At 51.1% G+C, this 20954-nt stretch carries 13 protein-coding genes; 12 read left to right on the top strand and 1 reads right to left on the bottom strand.

Going from position 1 to position 20954, the window contains the following annotated elements; genetic code table 11:
• From WBG83_RS07740 to WBG83_RS07780, 9 genes are all read left to right on the top strand, one after another.
• Window positions 1-1939, top strand: a 1939-nt coding sequence (locus WBG83_RS07740) for a glycoside hydrolase family 2 TIM barrel-domain containing protein (RefSeq protein ID WP_336744166.1), incomplete at its 5' end; no start/stop codon positions are given.
• Entirely contained in the window at window positions 1936-3987 is a 2052-nt protein-coding gene (locus WBG83_RS07745) for a beta-galactosidase (RefSeq protein ID WP_336744168.1), read from the top strand. The genes WBG83_RS07740 and WBG83_RS07745, both read left to right, overlap by 4 nt.
• A gap of 96 nt (window positions 3988-4083) precedes the next feature.
• The gene (locus WBG83_RS07750) at window positions 4084-7206 is read left to right on the top strand and encodes a glycosyl hydrolase (RefSeq protein WP_336744169.1); all 3123 of its coding nucleotides are present in this window, start codon (window positions 4084-4086) and stop codon (window positions 7204-7206) included.
• Window positions 7207-7208: 2 nt separating this feature from the next.
• Entirely contained in the window at window positions 7209-9329 is a 2121-nt protein-coding gene (locus WBG83_RS07755) for a YIP1 family protein (protein ID WP_336744171.1), read from the top strand.
• Window positions 9326-11611, top strand: coding sequence for a DUF5696 domain-containing protein (locus tag WBG83_RS07760; RefSeq protein ID WP_336744173.1), 2286 nt, complete (start codon window positions 9326-9328; stop codon window positions 11609-11611). The genes WBG83_RS07755 and WBG83_RS07760 overlap by 4 nt, the downstream gene beginning before the upstream one ends.
• Window positions 11608-12474 carry a carbohydrate ABC transporter permease gene (locus WBG83_RS07765; RefSeq protein WP_336744174.1) on the top strand — a complete coding sequence of 289 codons (867 nt, stop codon included), beginning with the start codon at window positions 11608-11610 and terminating at the stop codon, window positions 12472-12474. The genes WBG83_RS07760 and WBG83_RS07765 overlap by 4 nt, the downstream gene beginning before the upstream one ends.
• Window positions 12475-12698: 224 nt before the next feature.
• Window positions 12699-13616 carry a carbohydrate ABC transporter permease gene (locus WBG83_RS07770; protein ID WP_442955808.1) on the top strand — a complete coding sequence of 306 codons (918 nt, stop codon included), beginning with the start codon at window positions 12699-12701 and terminating at the stop codon, window positions 13614-13616.
• Between the two features lie 32 nt (window positions 13617-13648).
• A complete protein-coding gene (locus tag WBG83_RS07775) occupies window positions 13649-14356 on the top strand; it encodes a hypothetical protein (RefSeq protein ID WP_336744176.1) in 708 nt (235 codons plus the stop codon).
• A gap of 16 nt (window positions 14357-14372) precedes the next feature.
• On the top strand, window positions 14373-15122 hold the full coding sequence (locus tag WBG83_RS07780; protein ID WP_336744178.1) for a hypothetical protein: 750 nt from the start codon (window positions 14373-14375) through the stop codon (window positions 15120-15122).
• Window positions 15123-15207: 85 nt separating this feature from the next.
• Here WBG83_RS07780 and WBG83_RS07785 read toward each other — a convergent pair whose 3' ends face one another.
• Window positions 15208-16311, bottom strand: a complete 1104-nt coding sequence (locus WBG83_RS07785) for a stalk domain-containing protein (protein ID WP_336744179.1) — start codon at window positions 16309-16311, stop codon at window positions 15208-15210.
• A 559-nt stretch (window positions 16312-16870) separates the two neighbouring features.
• On the opposite strand from WBG83_RS07785, the gene WBG83_RS07790 reads away from it, so the two are divergent.
• The 3 genes from WBG83_RS07790 to WBG83_RS07800 all read left to right on the top strand — a co-directional run bounded on the left by WBG83_RS07790 (window position 16871) and on the right by WBG83_RS07800 (window position 20836).
• A complete protein-coding gene (locus tag WBG83_RS07790; RefSeq protein WP_442955807.1) occupies window positions 16871-18175 on the top strand; it encodes an ABC transporter substrate-binding protein in 1305 nt (434 codons plus the stop codon).
• A 223-nt stretch (window positions 18176-18398) separates the two neighbouring features.
• Entirely contained in the window at window positions 18399-19382 is a 984-nt protein-coding gene (locus tag WBG83_RS07795) for a hypothetical protein (RefSeq protein WP_336744181.1), read from the top strand.
• 131 nt (window positions 19383-19513) lie between these two features.
• A complete protein-coding gene (locus tag WBG83_RS07800; protein ID WP_336744183.1) occupies window positions 19514-20836 on the top strand; it encodes an ABC transporter substrate-binding protein in 1323 nt (440 codons plus the stop codon).
• Window positions 20837-20954 lie beyond the last annotated feature (118 nt).

The raw sequence follows: 20954 nt of genomic DNA on the forward strand, positions 1-20954 counted from the left end.
CATCGACGAGGCCGATTTGGAAACACATGGCTGCCATTTTATTGATGACGAGAGCCATCTGGCCAAGGATCCTGCCTGGAGAGAGGCATTTCTGGACCGGGCCCGCCGGATGGTGGAGCGCGATAGAAACCACCCGTCCATCATTATTTGGTCGCTTGGCAATGAATCGGGCTACGGGCCAAACCACGATGCCATGGCGGAATGGGTAAGGCAGGCGGATACAACACGGCCGATTCATTATGAACGTGCTGCTGATGCGCCGGTTGTTGATATTGTAAGCAGCATGTACCCGCCCCTGGAGGATGTTATTGCAGAAGGGGAAAAAGACGATGAGCGGCCGTATCTGCTGTGCGAATTTGCTCATGCGATGGGCAATTCCGTCGGCAACCTGCAGGAATATTGGGATGCCGTCTACAAGTATCCTCGACTGCTTGGCGGAATGATTTGGGAATGGACGGATCACGGTATCCGGCAGAAGACACCGGAAGGTGAAGAATGGTTTGCTTATGGCGGCGATTTCGGAGACTATCCGCACAGCGGAACGTTTTGTCTGGATGGGCTTTTATTCCCGGATCGTAAGCCTAAGGCCTCCGTGCTTGAGGTGAAGAAGGTGTTCGAGCCGGTGAAGGTAGAAGCGCTGGATGTGCAATCCGGCGTAATCCGAATTCACAACCGGTACGATTTCTTGTCGCTGGGGCATCTTGCGGCATCCTGGACGCTTTATGGCGACGGGAACATCATTGAGCAGGGGACGCTGGAGCTGCCCGAAGTACCCGGAGCCGGAGAAGCGGAGCTTACGATTCCGTATTCAAGCAAGCATGTTCAGCCGGGGGGCGAGTATTGGCTGCGTATCCAGTTTACGCTTCGTCAGGCGGCACTCTGGGCACCGGCGGGCTATGAGGTGGCTTGGGCTGACCTGCCGATTCCGGTTCAGGAGCAGCAGCTTCCTTTGATTCCGTTAGCCTCCATGCCGAAGCTGGCTACGCAGGAAGATGGCGCTGTACTGCACATTAGCGGTCAGGACATCTCCATTACCTTTGACAAAAATCGCGGTCAACTGACCGCATTCGAATATAACGGAACTCCGCTGCTTGCGGCAGGACCGAAGGTGCATGTATGGCGGGCGCCTACGGATAACGATACGCGGCAGGCTAAGAAATGGCGGAAGGCAGGCTTGGACAAGCTGGTTTCGCGCGTGCAGGACGTCACCGTGACCAGGCCTTCCGAACAGGCGGTGCAGGTCAAGGTGGAAGCTTCCTTAGGGGCCGCCGGTTTAGGTGTCGGATTCAGGACACACAGCACGTACACCTTTTATGGGACGGGCGATGTTACGATTACAACAAGAGTGGTTCCGCAGGAAGGCTTGCCGCCGCTGCCGCGGCTCGGTCTGCAGCTGGCGATGCCGGACAGCTTTGACCGGTTCGCCTGGTTCGGTCTTGGTCCTCACGAATGCTACGTGGACCGTAAGGAGAGCGGCCGGCTTGGAGTATACGAAGGAACGGTACAGGAACAGTTCGTTCCCTATGTTCATCCGCAGGAGAACGGCAATAAAACTGACGTCCGGTGGGCGGCGGTGACGAATTTGACCGGGCTTGGCCTGCTCATTTGCGGGGCCCCTCTGCTGGATGTGAGTGCACGTCATTACACAGATGAACAGCTGACCGCCGCCGAGCATACATATGACCTGGCTCACTGCGGTCAGACGATTGTGAATATGGACTACCGTCAGGCGCCGATTGGCAATCATAGCTGCGGGGAAGCCCCACCGCTGGAGAGCTACTTGCTGCACGCGAAGGAGACCGTCTTTACAGTGCGGCTGAAGCCGTTCTCAAACCGTGGAAGCTCGCCGATGAGAGCGAGCAGGCAGCAGCCCCAGCCGATTGCGGAAGGCGAAGCGCAGTCTGGAACTGAAGAACGACGACAGGAGGTCGGCTCATGATTAGCCGCAAATTCCCGAAAGTTTTGTACGGCGGCGATTACAATCCGGAGCAGTTTCCCAAGGACATTTGGGACGAGGATATGCGGCTGTTTCAATTAGCCGGAATTGACATCGCCACAGTCAATGTTTTTTCTTGGGCGCTTAATCAGCCGGATGAGCATACATACCAGTTTGATTGGCTCGATGAGGTGCTGAACAAGCTGCACGAGAACGGCGTTTATGCGTGCATGGGAACAAGCACCGCCGCGCATCCCGCATGGATGGCGCGTAAATATCCGGATATTTTGACAGTCACGGCTGATGGGAAGAAGCGCAAGTTCGGCAAGCGGCACAATTCGTGTCCGCATAGTCCGACTTACCGGCATTATGCAACGGCCATGGCGCGGAAGCTGGCTGAACGGTACCGGGATCACCCTGCGGTGCTTCTATGGCACGTCAGCAACGAAATCGGCAACCGCTGCTATTGCGAACGCTGCGAGCAAGGGTTCCGTGAATGGCTGAAGAAGCGTTACGGCACGCTGGAGGAACTGAACCGGGCCTGGTATACCCGATTTTGGAGCCACACGTTTTATGACTGGGATGAAATCGTCCTGCCCAGCAATTTGAGCGAGGGGATGGGCGGCGGATCGGATCAGACCGCCTTCCAAGGCATAACGCTGGATTTCTACCGGTTTAACTCCGATAGCTGGCTGGATTGCTATTTGCTTGAGGCAAATGCCATCAAGGAAGTGATACCGGATGCTATGGTCACCACGAACTTTCAAGGGAACGGGACCTACAAGCCGCTTGATTACTTCAAGTGGGCGCCTCACCTTGATGTCGCTGCGCTGGACATTTATCCCGAGAATCATACGCCTGAGAGCTACATGGCGCTCCGTTACGATTTAATGCGGGGCATTAAAGACGGGGCTCCCTTTATGCTGATGGAGCAAACGCCCAGTGTGATCAACTGGAAAACCGTAAACCCGCAAAAGCGGCCGGATGTCATGCGCCTGCGCAGCTATCAGGCGATTGCCCGGGGTGCGGAGTCCATCATGTTCTTCCAGCTGCGGCGTTCGCTTGGGGCCTATGAGAAGTTCCACGGCGCTGTCATTGACCATGTGGGACATGAGCATACGCGCATCTTCCGGGAATGCGCCGAGCTCGGGCAGGAGCTGAAGCAGCTTGGCTCTGTTCTGCTGGATGCCCGGCAGCCTAGCAAAGTCGGCATCCTGTTTGATTGGAATAATTGGTGGGCGGTGGAGCTGGGAGGCGGTCCTTCAGCGCATCTGAAATATTTGGATCAGGTTCAGCATTATTATGATGCCTTCTATGACAGCCGCATTCCGGTGGATGTCATTCATGAACAGAGCGATTTCAGCCAATATGAAATTATAATCGCGCCTTTGCTGTATATGGTGAAGCCGGGAATGGCCGAGAAGCTGGAGCAATTCGCGAAGCAAGGCGGCACCTTCGTGACCACCTTCTACAGCGGAATTGTCAATGAAAGCGATTTGGTGACTGCCGGGGGATATCCCGGAGAACTCCGCAAGCTGCTCGGAATCTGGGTGGAGGAAATTGATGCCATGTTCCCTGATCAGCGGAACACCATGGTGCTGAATGCTCCTCTTGGCGCATTGTCCGGAGAGCATCCATGCAGCCTTGTATGCGAAGTGGTTCATCCGGAAGGCGCAGAGACGGTAGCGGTTTTTGGCAGTGACTACTATCAGGGCTCGCCGGCGCTGACCCGTAACCGGTTTGGGGAAGGCGAAGCATGGTATGCGGCTACGCAGCCGAGCCGGGAGTTCATCCGGTCCTGGATGAGGCGCTTATGTGAAGAAAAGCAGATTAAGCCGCTGCTGGACGTACCGGCCGGAGTAGAGGTCACGAAGCGGGAAAAAGACGGTGTATCATATGTATTCATTTTGAATCATACGGAAAAGCCGCAAATGATTGCTCTAGGCACGGGCCGGTACGAGGATTTACTGACCGGACGGAGCTTGAGCGGGGACCAGGAGCTGGCCCCGAAAAAAGTAATGCTGCTTCAACTAACCTCAGAAAGCAAGTAACAACACTGCTGCCTGCCGTGCTATAAGCACTGGCGCAGGCAGCGGGGTTTTCAAATTCGATAAGACACAACGAGGCAGAGAGGAGGTCATCGCGTTATGAAACCGTACGAAAAACTGCGTGAGCTGTTCCGCGCTCCGTCTAGAGAGTATCGATCCCTTCCCTTCTGGGGCTGGAATGATGAGCTGGATAAGGAGGAGCTGGTTCGTCAAGCGGAGCAAATGAAGGAACAGGGGATGGGCGGATTCTTTCTCCATTCCCGGGATGGTTTGGAAACCGCTTACATGGGTCCCGAATGGATGGATTGCATCCGTACAACGGTGGATGCCGCTGAAGCGCTTGATATGCAAGTATGGCTGTATGATGAAGACCGCTGGCCTTCCGGGTTTGCCGGTGGGCTGGTGCAGGAGCGGGGCGGAGATGCGTTCCGTGCCAAAGGGCTGACGATGGAAGTGGTGCGTCCAACCGGCGGAGAGGACTGGTCCGAGGCTGTTGCTCTGTTCAAAGCTGTTATTGATGAAGAGCGGGGGCTGTACCAATGCCAGCGGATTATGGATTACAATGCAGCAGCTGTTTCTGAAGGGGAAGTGCTGCTTGTGTTCCGGGTTGAGGTTTCCGTTCGAAGCGCCTGGTTTAATAATGAGGCGCCACCGGATCATTTGAACCCGGATACCGTCAGCGCATTTATCGATATTACTTACGAAGCATATAAACGGGAGGTCGGTGACCGGTTCGGCACCACCATTCGCGGCGTTTTTACAGATGAGCCGAGTATTCATGACCGTCACTGCAAATTTACGGAAGGGCGCGGCTGGCTCCCTTGGAGCACCTCGTTTCCGGATTTTTTCCAAAGCAGAAGAGGCTATGATCTGCTTGATATCGTACCGTATGTGTTTTTCAACGGGGAGCATTCCCCGCAGGCCCGCCACGATTATTGGTGGACTGTTACGGAACGGTTCAGCGAAGCCTTTTCCAAACAAATCGGCGATTGGTGTGAGCAGAATGGCATTGCCTTCACCGGCCACTATTTATGGGAGAACAATATGGGCACAGCCACCCGCGTTTGCGGTGCGGTGATGCCCAATTACCGGTTTCAGCAAGTTCCGGGCATCGATTTGCTGAACGAGCAAACGAACGAGTACATCACGGTCAAGCAGTGCTCCAGCGTGGCGAACCAGTACGGACGCAAATTCGTGCTCAGCGAGACGTACGGCTGCACGGGCTGGGGATTCACCTTTGAAGGGCAGAAATGGGTTGGTGATTTCCAATATGTGCTTGGAGTGAATCTCCGGTCGCAGCATTTGGCGCTCTATTCCATCAAGGGCTGCAGAAAAAGGGATTACCCGCCGGTATTTAACTACAACACAAGCTGGTGGAAATATAATCACGTCGTGGAGGATTATTTCGCCCGGCTGTCCGCCATTTTGTCCGAAGGCCAGCCTGTCCGGGACGTACTGGTGCTTCATCCGTCTACAACGGCCTGGTGCCGGACAGGAACGGGACCTTACGGCTTCCCGGCGCGGGGCAAAGACCGCGATGTATCGGCCACGAATCACTTCGGCCATGAATTTAATGCTTTTCTTGGAGACCTGCTTCGGGCGCATTACGATTTCGATTTGGGTGACGAAATTATCATGGCCGAAACCGGCTCGGTCCGCCAGGGCAAGCTGGCTGTCAACCGGACGGAATATCGGGTGGTCATTGTTCCGGCCATTCTGACGATGCTCGCCAGCACCTTCCGGCTGCTGTCCGACTTTGTAGCTGAAGGCGGCCGTGTCATTGCGGTTGGACCTGCACCGGCTATGCTGGAAGGGCGGCCTTCCATCGAACTGGAGGAGCTGTTCAAGCATCCGGGCGTACAGATGGTTCAGGACACGCAAGAGGCTGTGACAGCCCTGGAGGCGGTGCTTCCCCGGAGGGTCAGTCTGGTGAACGGCCGGCAGGAGCAGGCCCGTGAGCTGCTCTATATGCTCAGAGAGCAGGACGATTGCCGAACGTTGTTCGTCGTTAATAACGACCGTGAGGGTACGCATCGCGTGCAGGTGGCTTTTGAAGGACAGGGACGTGTCGAGGAATGGAACAGTTTAACCGGAGAAGTAACGGTCATTGACGCTGAGGTCCGTGATGGGCGGGTACATTTCGAGGCGGTGTTCGCACCGGCGGATTCCAAGCTGTACATATGCAAGCCTGAGGCTTTGAATCAAGCCGAACCCGGCAAGACAGGGGCCGATTTGGCGGCAGGCCAGCTTCAGGCTCAGACGGCACCGCTGCCTTATGAATTGGGGCCGGTTCGCGGGTTTACGCGGACAATGCCTAACGTGCTGACACTGGACATGTGCCGCTACCGCATCGGCAGCGGAGAGTGGTCCGGCGAGATGGAGGTTTGGCAGGCACAGCGGGCGATTCGGGATGCGCTGGGTATGCGCCAGGTATACGGCAACGGACTTGAGCAGCGGTACCGCTGGATTGGCGATGAGCTTCCTTCAAACGGCACTCCGGCAGCGTTCATCTTTTCCTTTGAAGTGACAGATGTGCCGGTCAACGGAGCATATCTGGTGGTAGAAGGGGCGGCGCAGTATGAAATTCACTGCAACGGCCTTCCTGTTGCAAATGAGCCTGCCGGCTGGTTTCTGGACAGAGCCTTCCACAAGGTGCCGCTTTCCGGGCTCCAGCAGGGCGTCAATGAACTGGTATTGTCCTGCGCTTACCATAATCGCATGGAGGTCGAAGATATTTTTATTGTCGGCGACTTTGCGGTAACCCCTGAGCGGAAAATGATAAGCGAACCGGAGCAGCTGATGCTTGGAGACTGGTGCGGACAAGGATATACCCACTATTGCGGCAGCCTTGTTTATCATTTCGAGGCTCATCTGCCCAAGCAGGATACCGGACGTGTTCTGCTGGAAATCGGTGATTATGCCGCAGTGACCATGGAAGTACGGGTCAACGGACAGACCGCGGGCCATCTGCCTTGGCGGGCTGCCGGGCCGCTGGATATTACCTCCTGGCTTCAAGCGGGAGACAACCGGATTGATATTGAAGTGATGGGAAGTCCGCGCAACATGCTCGGCCCATTCCATCAAACGACCGGCGACACATCAACAACCAGCTGGGCGTCCTTCCGCAAGGAAGGCATTCACTACACGCCGGAGTACAAGCTGCATCCATACGGCTTATTGGGTAGCCCGAAGCTGTATCGGTTTAAACAAATGGAGGGTTGAGCATGAAACTCAGACGTCACAAGTGGAAGCTGCTGCTTTCCTTAATCGTCTTATACACGGCGCTGCTTCCTTCGAGCATCCAGGCGGCGGTGAAGTATTCTACCTATACGAAGGATAGCGAAGGTCAAATTATTTGGCTGCAGCCGGCCTATTTCCCAATTGATGTCATCGGTGAGGACCTGATGATTCCTGATCCGAGCAAGCCGACCGTTCAAATCAGCTCATCCATGAAAAATCCGAAGGATATCTATGTGGACGCCAAAAATGAAGTTTATATCGCGGACACGGGAAATAACCGGATTGTCCACATGACGGAAAAAGGGCAGCTGATTCGGTACATTACGATTCCGGAGAGTCCGTTTAATAAACCGGAAGGCGTATTCGTAACTGCTGAGGGCGATATTTATGTCGCCGATACTGGCAATAAGCGGGTTGTCAAGCTGGATAAAACGGGCAAACTGCAGAGTGAATTCACACAGCCCGATTCCAAATACATCCCTGAAACGTTCGTGTTTGACCCGGGCAAGGTGATGGTCGATGAACGCGGATTTCTGTACATCGCTGTTCACGGCGGATATGAGGGTCTCGTAATGCTTGATCCACAGGGGAAATTCCAAGGCTTCTTCGGTGCGAACCGGACGGCGCTTTCCCCGCTGGACGCACTCAAGCGTATGCTGTACACGAAAAAAATGTATGCCAACGAAGCAGCAAAACGTCCGGAGACAATCAATAGCGTGGCAACGGACAAGAACGGCTACATCTACACAGTTACGGGCGGTATGACCAAAACCGACCAATTGAAGAAGCTGAACATCAAGGGCAATAACCTGCTCCGCAGCTCCAGTAAGCCGTTCGGAGAAATTGTGCCGTGGGATGTCCCGGTTGGCGCGGTTTCCTCTGGTCCGCAGCTTATCGATGTTGCGGTGGACCACAATGATAACATGATCGTTGTGGATTCCCAGTACAAGTACATCAGCCATTATGATGCGGCAGGCAACCTGCTTTATTTTTGGGGGGGCACCTCTGCAATCGGTTCGTCCCAGGTGGGGCTGCTGAAAAGCCCTGTTGCTCTGGATGTGAATTCCCGTAACGAATTGTTTGTACTGGATGATCAGGAAAATATCGTTCAAGTGTTCCGCTTGTCCGAATTCGGCCAAAAGGTAACACAGGCGAACCAAATGACGCTTGCGGGAAAATATGAGGAGAGCGAAGAGCCCTGGAAAGAAGTGCTGCGGATGAATTCCCAGTTTGCCCCTGCAACACTGGGTCTGGCCAAAGCCGCTTTTAAAAAGGAACATTACGAAGAAGCACAAAGCCTGTTTAAGGAAGCGGGCGATCAGCAAGGCTATTCCGATTCCTTCTGGCAAATCCGGATGATGTGGTTCCAGCGCAACTTCTCCCTGTTCGCCAGTATTCTGGTATTCGGAGGCCTGTTCTATGCGATCTTCAACAAGCTGACCGCGAAAAGCAAGTTCCGGGAAAGATGGCGCAACCGTCCGAAACGACAAATCCAGTTTATGGTCAATTTCAAGCATGCGCTGTACATTATGAAGCATCCTGTGGACGGCTTCTCCGCCTTGCGTTATGAAGGGAAGGGCGGTTATCCCAGCGCGCTTCTGATTCTTGCCATTGTCTACGGCTCCTTGATTTCAAAGCAAGCAATCACGAGCTTTTCGTTTAATAACACGGCCAAAATCGATTTGCTTTCTACATTTACCCAGTTCTTTATCGTCTGGATTGCCTGGGTTGTGGCCAACTATCTAGTCAGCTCCATCTATCGGGGCGAGGGCCGGTTCCGGGATATTTTTATCGGCAATGCATATGCACTCATTCCGTATATGATTATCGGTATTCCGCTGGCCATTATCTCCAACGGCATGACGATGAGTGAAGCATCCATTTACGGCTTCATCGATAATGGAATGATGGTCTGGATTTGTCTGCTGATTTTCTGGAACATTCAATGCATCCACAACTACACAGTTGGTGAAACGGCGCTTAATATCGTATTCACCGTCTGCACGATGCTGGTTATCGGCTTGCTAATCTTCATTACAGCCGGTTTGACCAACGATTTCATTTCATTGCTTTATGAGATGTACCAGGAGGCGACGTTAAGATGATGATTTGGATAAACAAGCTGAATAAACCCGCTGTCATCGTTACGGCGCTTCTCTTGGCTGTGTTTCTCCTGCTCCTGACGCAGGTCGATATCGAGTTCCGCAAGCCGAAGGAGCCGCTGAATGCGCAGCAGGTCAACAGTGCGGCTCCGGCCGCGGCAGCGACCGTGGCCCCAGCACGGCTGCCTGAAGAAAGCGAATTTAAGCAGGTTGCCGAATCGGCTGCGCTCCGGTTGAAAATGGACGGCAATACGGGCCATTTCATCGTGGAGGATAAGCGGAACGGAAGCATGTACCGCTCCTTCCCGAATCCGGAAACATGGTCCCAGGAGCAAATTTCAGAAACCTGGAAGAAGCATCTGGTGTCCCCGCTGATGGTCCAATATGTAGATTTCTCCAAAAATGTGCTGCAGGCGAAGGAAACGAACCTGGGGGCCGAAAACGGGAAAATCAAGGATTTGAAGACAATACCGGACGGCTTCTCTTTGACCTATGAGCTGCCTGTAACAGGCTTCACCATCCCGATTGAGGTTACGATTCAACAGGATTATGTTCAGACGAAAATTGTTCGCGACGGTGTAAAAGAAACGAACATGGGTCTCATCTGGGTACGTCTTTTCCCGTTCTTCGGAGCGGAGTACACGAAGCAGGGCCAGGACGATTACCTGTTCGTTCCTGACGGCTCCGGGGCATTAATCCGGTTTAAAGAAAACAAGCTGAACGTAAACAAGCTGTATGATGAAACGGTATACGGCCAGGATCAAACATTTGCCGGTTTGAGCAACAACCGCAACAGCATTATTATGCCGGTGTTCGGGATGAAAAGCGGCAGCAAAGGCTTTACCGCAGTCATTCACGACGGCGATGAGTATGCCAATATCGTGGCATCCCCTGCAGGGGTGCTTAGTAACTATAACTGGATCGCCGCTCAAATGACATTCCGGGCCAGCTTCATTCAATTTACGACCCGGAATACGAACGTGCCGGATTCGTGGGGCTATGTTGATTACAACCGGGAAGCCTCCTTCGGAAGCGATCGGACAGTCCGGTACTACATTCTGGACAACAAGCAAACGGATTACACCGGCATGGCGCAGGCGTACCGCCAGTACTTGATTCAAGAGAAGGGGGCAAAGCCTGAAGCAGTGAACAATCCGGCTCTGCCGCTCTATGTCGATATTATTCACGGGGATCGAGAATCCGGGCTAATTTACGACAAATACTTGAATCTGACAACGACGGACGAAGCGGCCGATATGGTCAATGCCCTCCAGCAAAAAGGCATTACCAACATGTCCCTGACCGTGAGGGGCTGGCAGGAGAACGGCTACAGCGCTTATGGACAAACGTTCCCTGTCGATTCGCGCATCGGCGGCGATAAAGGACTGAAGGCCTTTATCGATAATGCACACCGCTTCGGTTTCCCGGTCTACTTGGAAACCGAATATGCGCTTAATAACACGAAGGCCGGCGGGTTCGATGAAAAGTATCATGCCATCGTCAACCTGGCGGGACGTAATATTACGGTAGGCGGTTTGTTTAACCGGGAGCGGACGCCTGCAGTCAGCTACAAATTCGCTGAAGAAGTGATGAAAAAGGATCTGGCCCGCTTTAAGGAGCTGGGTGTGGACGGGCTGGCATTGAAAACAATCGGGCAGCGTCTGTTCAGCGACTTTAACTCCGGCTTTGGTTCGCAGCGAGATGAGGCAAGGGATGTGCAGGAACGGATGCTGAAAACCATCAAGGAGACGCTTGGCGGCGTCAAAGGCTTCTCATCCAACCTGTATGCCGTGCCGAATGTGAACTATATCCAAACGCTGGCATATGACCATTCCTACGACTTGTTCTCGGATGAGGCGGTGCCTTTTGTACAAATCGCAACCCACGGCTTGATTAACTACGCTTCCGAATACGTCAACAACCGCCAGGAGGACGTACACGACTTTTTGCGGGATATTGAGTATGGTGCGGCGCCTTCGTTTGTGTTCACCCGCGCGGAAGCGAAGCAGTATGTCAACTCGTTCGGAATTCGTTACTACAACACGCACTTCCCGGACTGGGAGGACTTTGCTGTGAAGCAGTATCAGCGTTATAACGAAGCCCTTGGGGATGTGCAGAATCAATTTATTACCGGTCACAAAACGCTGGCTCCGGGCGTAAAGGAAACGACCTATGCCAACGGTAAACGGATTATCGTGAACTACAATGCAACGCCTTATCAAAATGGGGACGTAGTCGTGCCAGCTGAAAACTTCGTGGCCGTGAAGGGAGGGGGAAGCCGATGAAACGCAAAATCAGACTAAGTGCATCCCTCAGGGAATATCTTGAAGGCTCCCTGTTTATCGCGCCATGGTTTATCGGATTTATTATTTTTATGGCGTTCCCAATCGGGTACTCCCTGTTTATGAGCTTTCAGGATGTGACGATCACAGCATCGTCCACAACCACCAAATATGTGGGTCTGGCTCATTATCAGCGTATTTTGTTTGAAGACGGAAGTATTTTGTACAATCAGCTGCTGCCGTTTTTGCGCCAGGCGCTGTTTATGATTCCGATCATCGTCATTTTTGCGCTCATGATTGCGATTATTTTGAACCAGAAGTTCCCTGGGCGGGGATTTTTCCGGGCCATCTTCTTCCTGCCGGTTATTTTGGCAACAGGGGAGGTCGTGAAGGAGTTTTTGACACAGGGCGAAGGCGACCTGGGCTTTATGTCCAAATACAACGTGTCCGGTCTCATTACAGCGAATTTGTCGGCCACCTGGTCCGGCCCGCTTATCTCGCTGCTCGATTCCTTCGTACTGATTTTGTGGTATTCCGGGGTGCAGATTTTGATTTTCCTCGGCGGACGTCAGACCATCTCCAATTCAGCCTATGAAGCGGCTCGTATTGACGGCGCAGGACCGTGGGAAACGTTCTGGAAAATTACGCTTCCGGCGATGACACCGTTTATTTTGCTCAATATGATTTACACCATTATCGATTTGTTCACATTCCCGACGAACCCGATTCTGAGCAAGGTCCGGGAAAGCGAATACGGTCCGTACAGTGCATTGATTTGGATTTACTTTATTATTATCAGCTTCTTCCTGGCGATCATTTTCTATATTTTCAGTCAGGCGACCAAATCCCAGAAAGCCTCCGCTTAGGCTTGTACAGGCGGTAAACGAAGCCAAAGAATGGGCCTTGCGGCCGGATGCCGCAGGGTCGCCGGCTTCGAGAGTGCAGGGCGGTGCTTGCGGATATTGTTTTGCCGATATGGTTTAGGAATGGGAAGTGGCAAGAGAGAGTACTGGTACAGCCTGAGGGCAAACATTAGTTTAGGGGTGATACGATGCTGGGAGTAAAGCTGAAGCGTGAGCAGTCCGGTACGATGCTTCTGTGGCTGAAGAAGACCCGCTATACGCTGCTGGGCAGAGAAGCGGACAAAGGTTTGCTGTTTAAATTGTTTATTTATTTGATTTTGCTGGATACGGCCTACATTTACTTGAAGCCGATTCTGCACATGATGACGACTATGGTCAAAAATGCGGAGGATCTGCTTGATCCCGCAGTAGTCTGGTTTCCGCGCACCATTTATTTGGGGAATTTGCAGGAAGCCTGGGAATGGATGAAGTACCCGAAGGCGCTTGGCATCAGCTTGACGCTTTCTTTATCTGTTGCGATTCTGCAAACGATTTCGTGCGCGGTGACCGGGTATGCGTTTGCTCGTCTGCGGATTCCGTTCAAAAAGACCTTGTTTTTCTTCCTGCTGCTGACCTTCATTGTGCCGATGCAGGTTACGATTTTGCCTAACATTATTTATGCGCGGGAATTGGGTCTCCTGAACACCATTATTCCGATTATCGTCCCGGCCTTTTTTGGTCTTGGTCTGAAGGGCGCGCTGTTCGTTATTATTTACCGGCAGTTTTTCTCCACACAGCCTAAGGAGCTGGAGGAAGCGGCCCGTATGGACGGAGCCAATGCGTTCAAAATTTTCTATAGGGTCATGATGCCGCTGGCGAAGCCGGCCATTCTGGTCGTGTTCCTGTTTTCCTTCGTCTGGACGTGGAACGATTTCTATCTGCCGAGCATGTACTTGTCCGATATTGAAACGGCGCCGTTATCCATGGGGATTTCGCGGATTGCCTCCGCGCTGCGTCAGCAAGCCGAGGTCTATGGGCCTTCCGTTACGGATGAAGCGATTCGGATGTCCACCACGTTCCTGATGATTATTCCGCCGATGCTGCTGTATATGTTCACCCAGCGTTGGTTTGTTGAAGGCGTAGAGCGGACGGGTCTGGTGGAATAGTACCATTCTAATGATGAAGGAGTGCGCTGGAAGTGAAACGATTGTTCATTCTGATGTTGGCTGTCGGGCTGCTGCTGTCTATGGCTGCATGTTCGTCCAGCTCCGAGACGGCGTCGGCAGACGCTGAGGGCAAGAAGGTGCTTCTTGTCCGTGCCAGGGAAGGGGGGGGCGAAAATCCGCTCATCGACCATTTGAAAAAGTTAGGCTACACGGTGTACGATGTCGTTGATGCCAATCTGTCCATGGATCAGGCAAAGGATTATGATGTAATCTATGTCAGTGATGCGGTCAGCTCTTCCAGAATCGGCACCCGGCTAAAGCAATCTCCGATTCCGGTTGTAATGTCCAAAACACAAACTGCGGGTGTGATCGGAATGGCCGGAGTAACCAACTACGGCGAAGCTGACGGTCTCAAGTCGATTCAAATTGAAGATAACAAGCATCCGCTTGCCGCAGGCTTGAAGGGCGAGGTGGCCGTTTATAAGGATAACGGTAAAATATCGTACGTTCAAGGTCTGGGCAAGGATGCCAAAATCATTGCGCAGGTGGAAAGCGGCGGACAAAAAAGCGCTGTGATTTATGCTTATGAGAAGGGGGCCAAGGATGCCTCGGGGGAAACCGTTCAGGCGCGCCAGGTATTCTTCTCTCTGCCGGGGGGACATGTGCCGAATTTGACGGACGAAGGCTGGAAGCTGTTTGATGCCGCAATCGCTTGGGCGGCGCAAAACGGTAAAAAATAATGGGGGGTTTTTATTCATGAAACGTTTAATCGGTTTGGTATTTGCTGTAGTGATGCTTTTTACATTCACGGCCTGCACCTCTGATGTCCCCAAAAATGTAAAAGACGCAATGAATCAGCCGGATTCCCAGAATACAAGCAAATCCTCCAGCACGGACAATAAAGTGTTGTATGTTCAATCGAGGGAAAATGCCGGAGACAGCATTGCCATTAAACGCTTGAAGGAAACACACGGTCTGGAAGTGACTGTGATTACAGACAAAGAGCTCACCATTGAGAAAGCTCAGGAAGGCTTTGCTCTTATCTTTGTCGGTGAATCTGTCAATTCCGGAAAAATAAGAAATATTTTTGTTAAATTGCCTGTACCGGTTATTTATGCGGAGCCGCAATCGCTGGGGGATACCGGAATGACGCTGACAGAGGCGTTTGGCAAGCTTGATGCGGGCAACGTAGCGAAGACCATTACCATTAAAGACAGCAAGCATCCTCTGGCAGCAGGTCTGCAAAATGACGTGGATGTATACAAGGAAAAGGGAAAAATGGGCTATGGCGAGCCCGGAGCGGAAGCGATTGTTGTCGCCACCGTGCCGAACACGGATAACCAAGCTACAATCTTTGCTTATGATAAAGGGGTTAAAAATGCCAAGGGCGATCCGGTTGTAGCCCGCGAGGTGTACTTCTACCTGTTCAACGGGGAAGAGATTAACCAAACCGAAAACGGCTGGAAGCTGTTTGATGCTTCTGTACGCTGGGCAATGGGCAAGTAAGGCAGGCGATTGGGGATAAATAAAAGGACAGGCCGTCCCGGTTCGGGGCGGCCTGTTTGCTGATTTTGGAGAAGAGAAATGCCGGTTAGTTGGAAGAGATGCCTATCGTCTTCGTAGCCTCATCCCAGCTGACTTCAGCGCCCAAGGCTTCGCTTACAAAGCGGAGCGGGACCATGGTGCTGCCGTCCACGAGCTGCGGCGGGGCATCAAGTGTAATAATTTCTTCATTGATGGCTGCCGTAGCAGAGCCGATAGTAAGCGACACGGTCGTCTCTCCTTTTACTGCGGTTACGGATTTGGTTGCCTGATCCCAGTATACATCGGCTCCAAGCGCTTCAAAAATCATACGAAGCGGGACAAAGGTGGTATCGCCAATCAGAGTCGGTGCAGCCTCCGAGGTGCGGTCATGACCGTTAATAAATAAGGATAGCGATGACTGCTGTGACGACGAACCGCCTTTCAAAACGATCGTCCCCAAATTTGAATTATCCGACCAGGCTTTATTTAATTTGTCGTTCCATGTAATTTTGGACTGCGGGTAACGGCCGTTTGCGCCGTCAGCCGCGTTGTAGTCCCCGCCGATGTCATTGTCGGTAGCATGAGCGTCGAACAAAGCTGTCGCTCCGACCGAGGGCTGCATGCCGACAAGAGACCATGGAATGGCGGCTTCCAAGGTGTATCCGCTGCCATAATCATGAAGCGCATAGTCAATTTTACTCAAATCATACGAGTTCCAGGATGGCGGTCCGTACCATCCGCTAATTTCCTTGCTTCCGGCGTGCCAGAGAGCGGTAATATATTTTTTGTCCATGCTTGGAGCCAGGTAAAATAGCACGTTATCATCAAAATGAACTTCTTTCCGGTCGTTCTGCTTCATCCAGGAAATTCTTTTTTGGTCCTTAATATCAATCAGCAAATAAAAATTGGTTTCATCCCACAACGCCTTCCAGTGGCCGGAAAAGTCATCTGGCTCTTTGACGGGATCGAGCTTCTCATGGTCATGAATGGCAACGATGTAATTGGACATGTTGTACGTAACCGCCTGTTCCCAGGCTGCGTCGTCTTTTCCGTCAATGACAGGCTTTGTAATCGCTTTCATAACATCGCTTGTTTCAGCCGCAAATGCCGGGGAAGTAAGAGACATCAGTAATACGCTGCTGCACAGCATGGAAACCATCTTTTTGCTCAAAAAAAACACGCTCCCTTATCTATTAATCATCATTAGCAAATCAATTCCAATATATGGTTTGCGAATGTAAATTAATATAGGGGAACTCTGCTTTTTTACAGGCGAAAACATGCGATGCTTGCGAGAGGGGGAAGTATGGCTAAGTACGGATACTCCACCATGAAAAACCGGATGTAGGTTGATCATTATGAATCCATACCGGTAAAGATGCGATAAATAACCTATAAAAAGAGAATCCCCCCCCAATGAACTGACGAATGAATTGCAATAAAGTAAAGTTATAAAAGGCAGGCGATGGTTTACTGCTAGGAATCCTCATTACTGTAAGAGCTTACATCGCTTAGTTCTGTTTCCAAGACGGCAAGCCGTCTATCTGGCCACAATTACAAGCGCTTTCACGAAGAGTGGTTTAAAGGGGGTGAGGCCGATTTATTTGCGGCCCCAAACACGTTGCCAAAAGGGAATTCCACTATGGTGCAGGCTGCATTGTGTACCATTAACCAAAACGTATGAAGATGGCGTTCATTAACGTACTATACACGGGAGGTCAATCAATCTGATGAAAAAGTTCGCAGCATTATTTTTATCCATCTGTATGACAATTACATTGCTGGCGGGTTGTACAAAAGAAACTGCCGAGACTACAGCTACTCCTGACGGCGGCGGCGCGAAGAAAGAAGAAATTTTCATTTATACGGTTTATCCTGCCTTCTATGCGAAGGAAGAAAACTATGAGAAGCATATCGGCCAATACTTGAAAAAGAAATTCCCGGATATCTCCTTCAAGCATGTTCACTGGGACAATCCAGGAAGACAATACAAGGATCTGATTGCGGCAGGTACGATTCCGGACATTATTATCGATAATGCGCGCGGTAACCTGCAAAAGCAAATTCTGAAAAACGAGCTTGATTTCGATATGAGCGATCTGATCAAAAAATTCAACTTTGATACGAGCAAGCTGAACCCGGCGGCATTTGCCCAAATGAAAAATATTTATCCAGACGGGCGTATTATCGGCTTGCCGTTCCAGCTGAGTGACTTCGTTCTGTTCTACAACAAAGACATTTTCGACAAGTTCGGTGTAGATTATCCGAAGGACGGCATGACCTATGACGAAATTTATGAGCTGGCCAAGAAGCTGACCCGTGTGGAAGGCGAGAACACGTACAAAGGCTACCAGCAGCACCCTGGCTTGTACATGACCTACAACCAGCATGGCTTGTCCCCGCTCAGCCTTACAGAGGACAAAGCGGATTTGAGCGCGCCGGGCTGGAAAGCTGAAGTTGACAACCTGCGCCGTTTCTATGAAATTCCGGCGAACCAGTTTACCTCGGTAGACGACTTCCCGAAAGGCAAAATGGCAATGAGCGTTCACGTTTCTGAGAAAATTATTCAATGGTATGAGCAAAACAAAAACCTGAACTTTGATATTGCTTCCATGCCTTCGTTCTCTGACATGCCTAATACCAAGGCACAACCAAACATGTATGCTGCTTATATTACAAAACAATCGAAGAATAAAGATAAAGCGTTTGAGATTATTTCTTACCTGCTGTCTGAGGAAATGCAAGTTGAGTTTTCCAAAGAGGGTATTGTAAGCCCGCTGGAAAGCAAAAAGGTACAAGAAGCGTTTGGTAAGAACCTGCCGCAAATGCAAGGCAAGCATACACAGGCGATTTTCGCCAGCAAAAATGCAATGCCGCCTGCAGCGCGCGCCGCTGGCCTGACGTATGTGGACGTTCCGCTGCATAACGTATTTGCGCCGTTAATTTTCGGTGAATCCAAGGATTCTGTCACCGCGCTGCGGATGATTCAAGAGCAGACAACCAAAGGCATTGAAACCGAAAAGGCTGCCAAGTAGCTTCCTCTTCCGGGCTTCTCCTTCTGGAGAAGCTCTCTTGTTATGGATTGAAAAGAGCCGGTTTCATGATTAAAACAACCTATAATCTCGAAAAAGCGACCTAATGTTTCTCCATTTTTTTCAGTATACAATAATTTTTATAAGCGCTTTCATTTTGCTGGTGATCAAGCAAAGCTTCATCGAACAGTTTATTGACAGTTTATTTAAGGGGGAATTTTTCTTTATGAAGCGGTATTTAATGCTTATTGTTGCTGCGTTGATGATTTTTTCAATGGTAGCTTGTTCTTCTTCGGAGGGGCCGAAGTCTACGCCGCAAGCCGAAACGACTGCATCTCCTACGCCAACGTCTACGGCCACGCCTGCGCCGTCTGAATCGCCGACTCCAACACCGGATGCAACCACATCCCCGGCGCCGACGGAATCTCCTGCGGCAACTGCAGCTCCTACAGCAACGGTTACACCGGATGCGGCATCTCCTGCACCGACAGCAGCTCCTACGGCGGCACCTCAAAAATCCGAGCCGGCCAAACAGCCTGCTTCTAAGCCGGAAGCCCCCGCAGAGAAGGCGGAAATTTCTCCGCAAGGGAAAAAATTGCTTCTTGTCGGCAGAGAGCGCTCCAATGGTGAACTGACCGTCGAAGATAAAAAAGTAGCGGACCGTATGAAGGCGCTTGGCTTCAACGTGACACAAATGGTCGATAAAAGCTTCACTCCAAGCTCTGCAAACGGCTATGATTTGCTTTACATCAGCCAAACCCTGAATTCCAAGTACATTAAAGACGGCGTAATGAAGAATACGGCGGTTCCGACCGTATACGTGAAAAATCATGGCATGTTCTATTTGGACCTTTCCTCAATTGAAGAGGGCGCCAATATTAACTATGCTACCTCCATCGATATTGTTGACCCGAATCACAAGGTTGCAGCCGGCTTGTCAGGCAATGTAGTCGTGCTTAAAGAATCCGTAAAAGTCGGTGTAGGCTATGGATTGCCTGGCAAAGAAGCAAAGGTTATTGCGACAGGCGCTGGCGATAAAGGTAAAGCCACGATTTACTACTATGATAAAGGTGCCAAAGGTGATGGCGGCTATACAACGAAAGCGCGCATCTCGTATTTCTTCATGAACAATGGAATGGATGAGAATATGACCGATGCCGGTTGGAAGCTGCTCGACAACCTTGTTGTTTGGACACTACAAAACGGCTAAGGGATGACGGATAGAGGGCAACCCCTATTCATGGAAGTGTGGTGAAAAGGCTTTGTTTTTCACCACACTCTTCTAAATCTTGAATAAGGGGTGACATGCAGGTCGTCATATTCCGGTGGGAGAATTTAAGAATGAACAAAAAATGGATTTCTTCTTTCTTGGCTGCAGCATTGCTTGTTGTATTGACGGGCTGTTTTGGTTCTCCTTCCGAGCCCCCCCCAGGTGCAGGGCAAGCGGCGGCATCGCCGGATAACGAGCTGTTTATTTACACAGTAAATCCGCCTTTCTATGCCAAGGAAGCCGTGTTTGAGAAGCAGCTGGGCCAATTTATTAAGAAAAAATTCCCTGACATTACAGTGAAGCATGTACATTGGGACAACCCTGGCCGGCAGTATAAGGACTTGATTGCCGCGGGGACAATTCCAGATATCATCATCGATAATACCCGGATGAACGTGCAGCGGTGGATTATTGACAATGATTTGCAGGATGACATTTCCGAGCTTATCAAAAAATACAATTTTGACACAAGCAAGCTGAATCCGGCCCTGATGGCGCAGATGAGAAATTTGACGCAGGACGGGAAAATTTATGGCCTGCCGTTTAACAACAACGATTTTGTGCTCTTTTACAACAAGGATATTTTCGATAAATTCGGGGTTGATTATCCGAAGGACGGCATGACCTATGATGAAATTTATGAGCTGGCCAAGAAGCTGACCCGTGTTGAAGGGGAAATCACCTACAAGGGCTTTTCGCAAAATCCGGGCCACTACATGAATTACAACCAACTGTCATTGTCTCCGCTTAGTTTGACGGAAGATAAAGCAAGCCTCAGCACGCCGGAGTGGAAAAAGGTTGTGGATAACCTGCGGCGGTTCTACGATATTCCGGCGAATCAGTTCGATACGGTAGAAACATTCGCCTCCAAAGGCAATATTGCAATGGCCGTTGCTACCGTCGATCACATCGTGTCCTTTGTGGAACAAAACAAAAACCTCAATTTTGATGTCGTGTCCGTTCCATCGTTTGCGGAAGCACCGAATACAAGGTATCAGCCGAATGTGTACTCGATGTATATTACGAAGCAATCGACCAAGAAGGACCTCGCTTTTCAGGTGATGGCCGCCATCTTGTCCGAGGAGCATCAGATTGAGCTGGCTAAAGAAGGGCTTATTGTACCGCTGGAGACGAAAGCCGTTCAGGAAGCATTTGGCCAAAACCTGCCTCAAATGCGGGGCAAAAATACGCAAGCGATATTCCATGGAAAAACCGCGATGCCGCCTGCCGCACGCGCAAACGGGCTTCTCTGGTATGATGTTCCGATGCAAAACGTATTTGCACCGCTCATATTTAAGGAATCCAAAGACTCGGTTACGGCATTGCGTATGATTGAAGAGCAATCCACCAAGGGAATTGAAGCGTTAAAGGCGACGAAAGAAGTTAAAAAGTAAAAGTCTTCTTGTATTTTGAAGGGAGGTTGATGCACCAGGGGAGACGATGCTTGCTCCATCCTATTCGAAGCAGCGTATTAAGCAAAAGCCGATTGTCCAATCAAACTTTGGAAGGTGA

Source organism: Paenibacillus sp. y28 (assembly GCF_037137075.1).
Taxonomy (GTDB): domain Bacteria; phylum Bacillota; class Bacilli; order Paenibacillales; family NBRC-103111; genus JBBBNV01.

What these genes read in the sequence shown, in the direction of transcription:
- WBG83_RS07745 (WP_336744168.1), top strand. Translation starts at nt 1,936, where the DNA reads ATGATTAGCCGCAAATTCCCGAAAGTTTTGTACGGCGGCGATTACAAT.
- WBG83_RS07750 (WP_336744169.1), top strand. Translation starts at nt 4,084, where the DNA reads ATGAAACCGTACGAAAAACTGCGTGAGCTGTTCCGCGCTCCGTCTAGA.
- WBG83_RS07755 (WP_336744171.1), top strand. Translation starts at nt 7,209, where the DNA reads ATGAAACTCAGACGTCACAAGTGGAAGCTGCTGCTTTCCTTAATCGTC.
- WBG83_RS07760 (WP_336744173.1), top strand. Translation starts at nt 9,326, where the DNA reads ATGATGATTTGGATAAACAAGCTGAATAAACCCGCTGTCATCGTTACG.
- WBG83_RS07765 (WP_336744174.1), top strand. Translation starts at nt 11,608, where the DNA reads ATGAAACGCAAAATCAGACTAAGTGCATCCCTCAGGGAATATCTTGAA.
- WBG83_RS07770 (WP_442955808.1), top strand. Translation starts at nt 12,699, where the DNA reads ATGCTTCTGTGGCTGAAGAAGACCCGCTATACGCTGCTGGGCAGAGAA.
- WBG83_RS07780 (WP_336744178.1), top strand. Translation starts at nt 14,373, where the DNA reads ATGAAACGTTTAATCGGTTTGGTATTTGCTGTAGTGATGCTTTTTACA.
- WBG83_RS07790 (WP_442955807.1), top strand. Translation starts at nt 16,871, where the DNA reads ATGAAAAAGTTCGCAGCATTATTTTTATCCATCTGTATGACAATTACA.
- WBG83_RS07795 (WP_336744181.1), top strand. Translation starts at nt 18,399, where the DNA reads ATGAAGCGGTATTTAATGCTTATTGTTGCTGCGTTGATGATTTTTTCA.
- WBG83_RS07800 (WP_336744183.1), top strand. Translation starts at nt 19,514, where the DNA reads ATGAACAAAAAATGGATTTCTTCTTTCTTGGCTGCAGCATTGCTTGTT.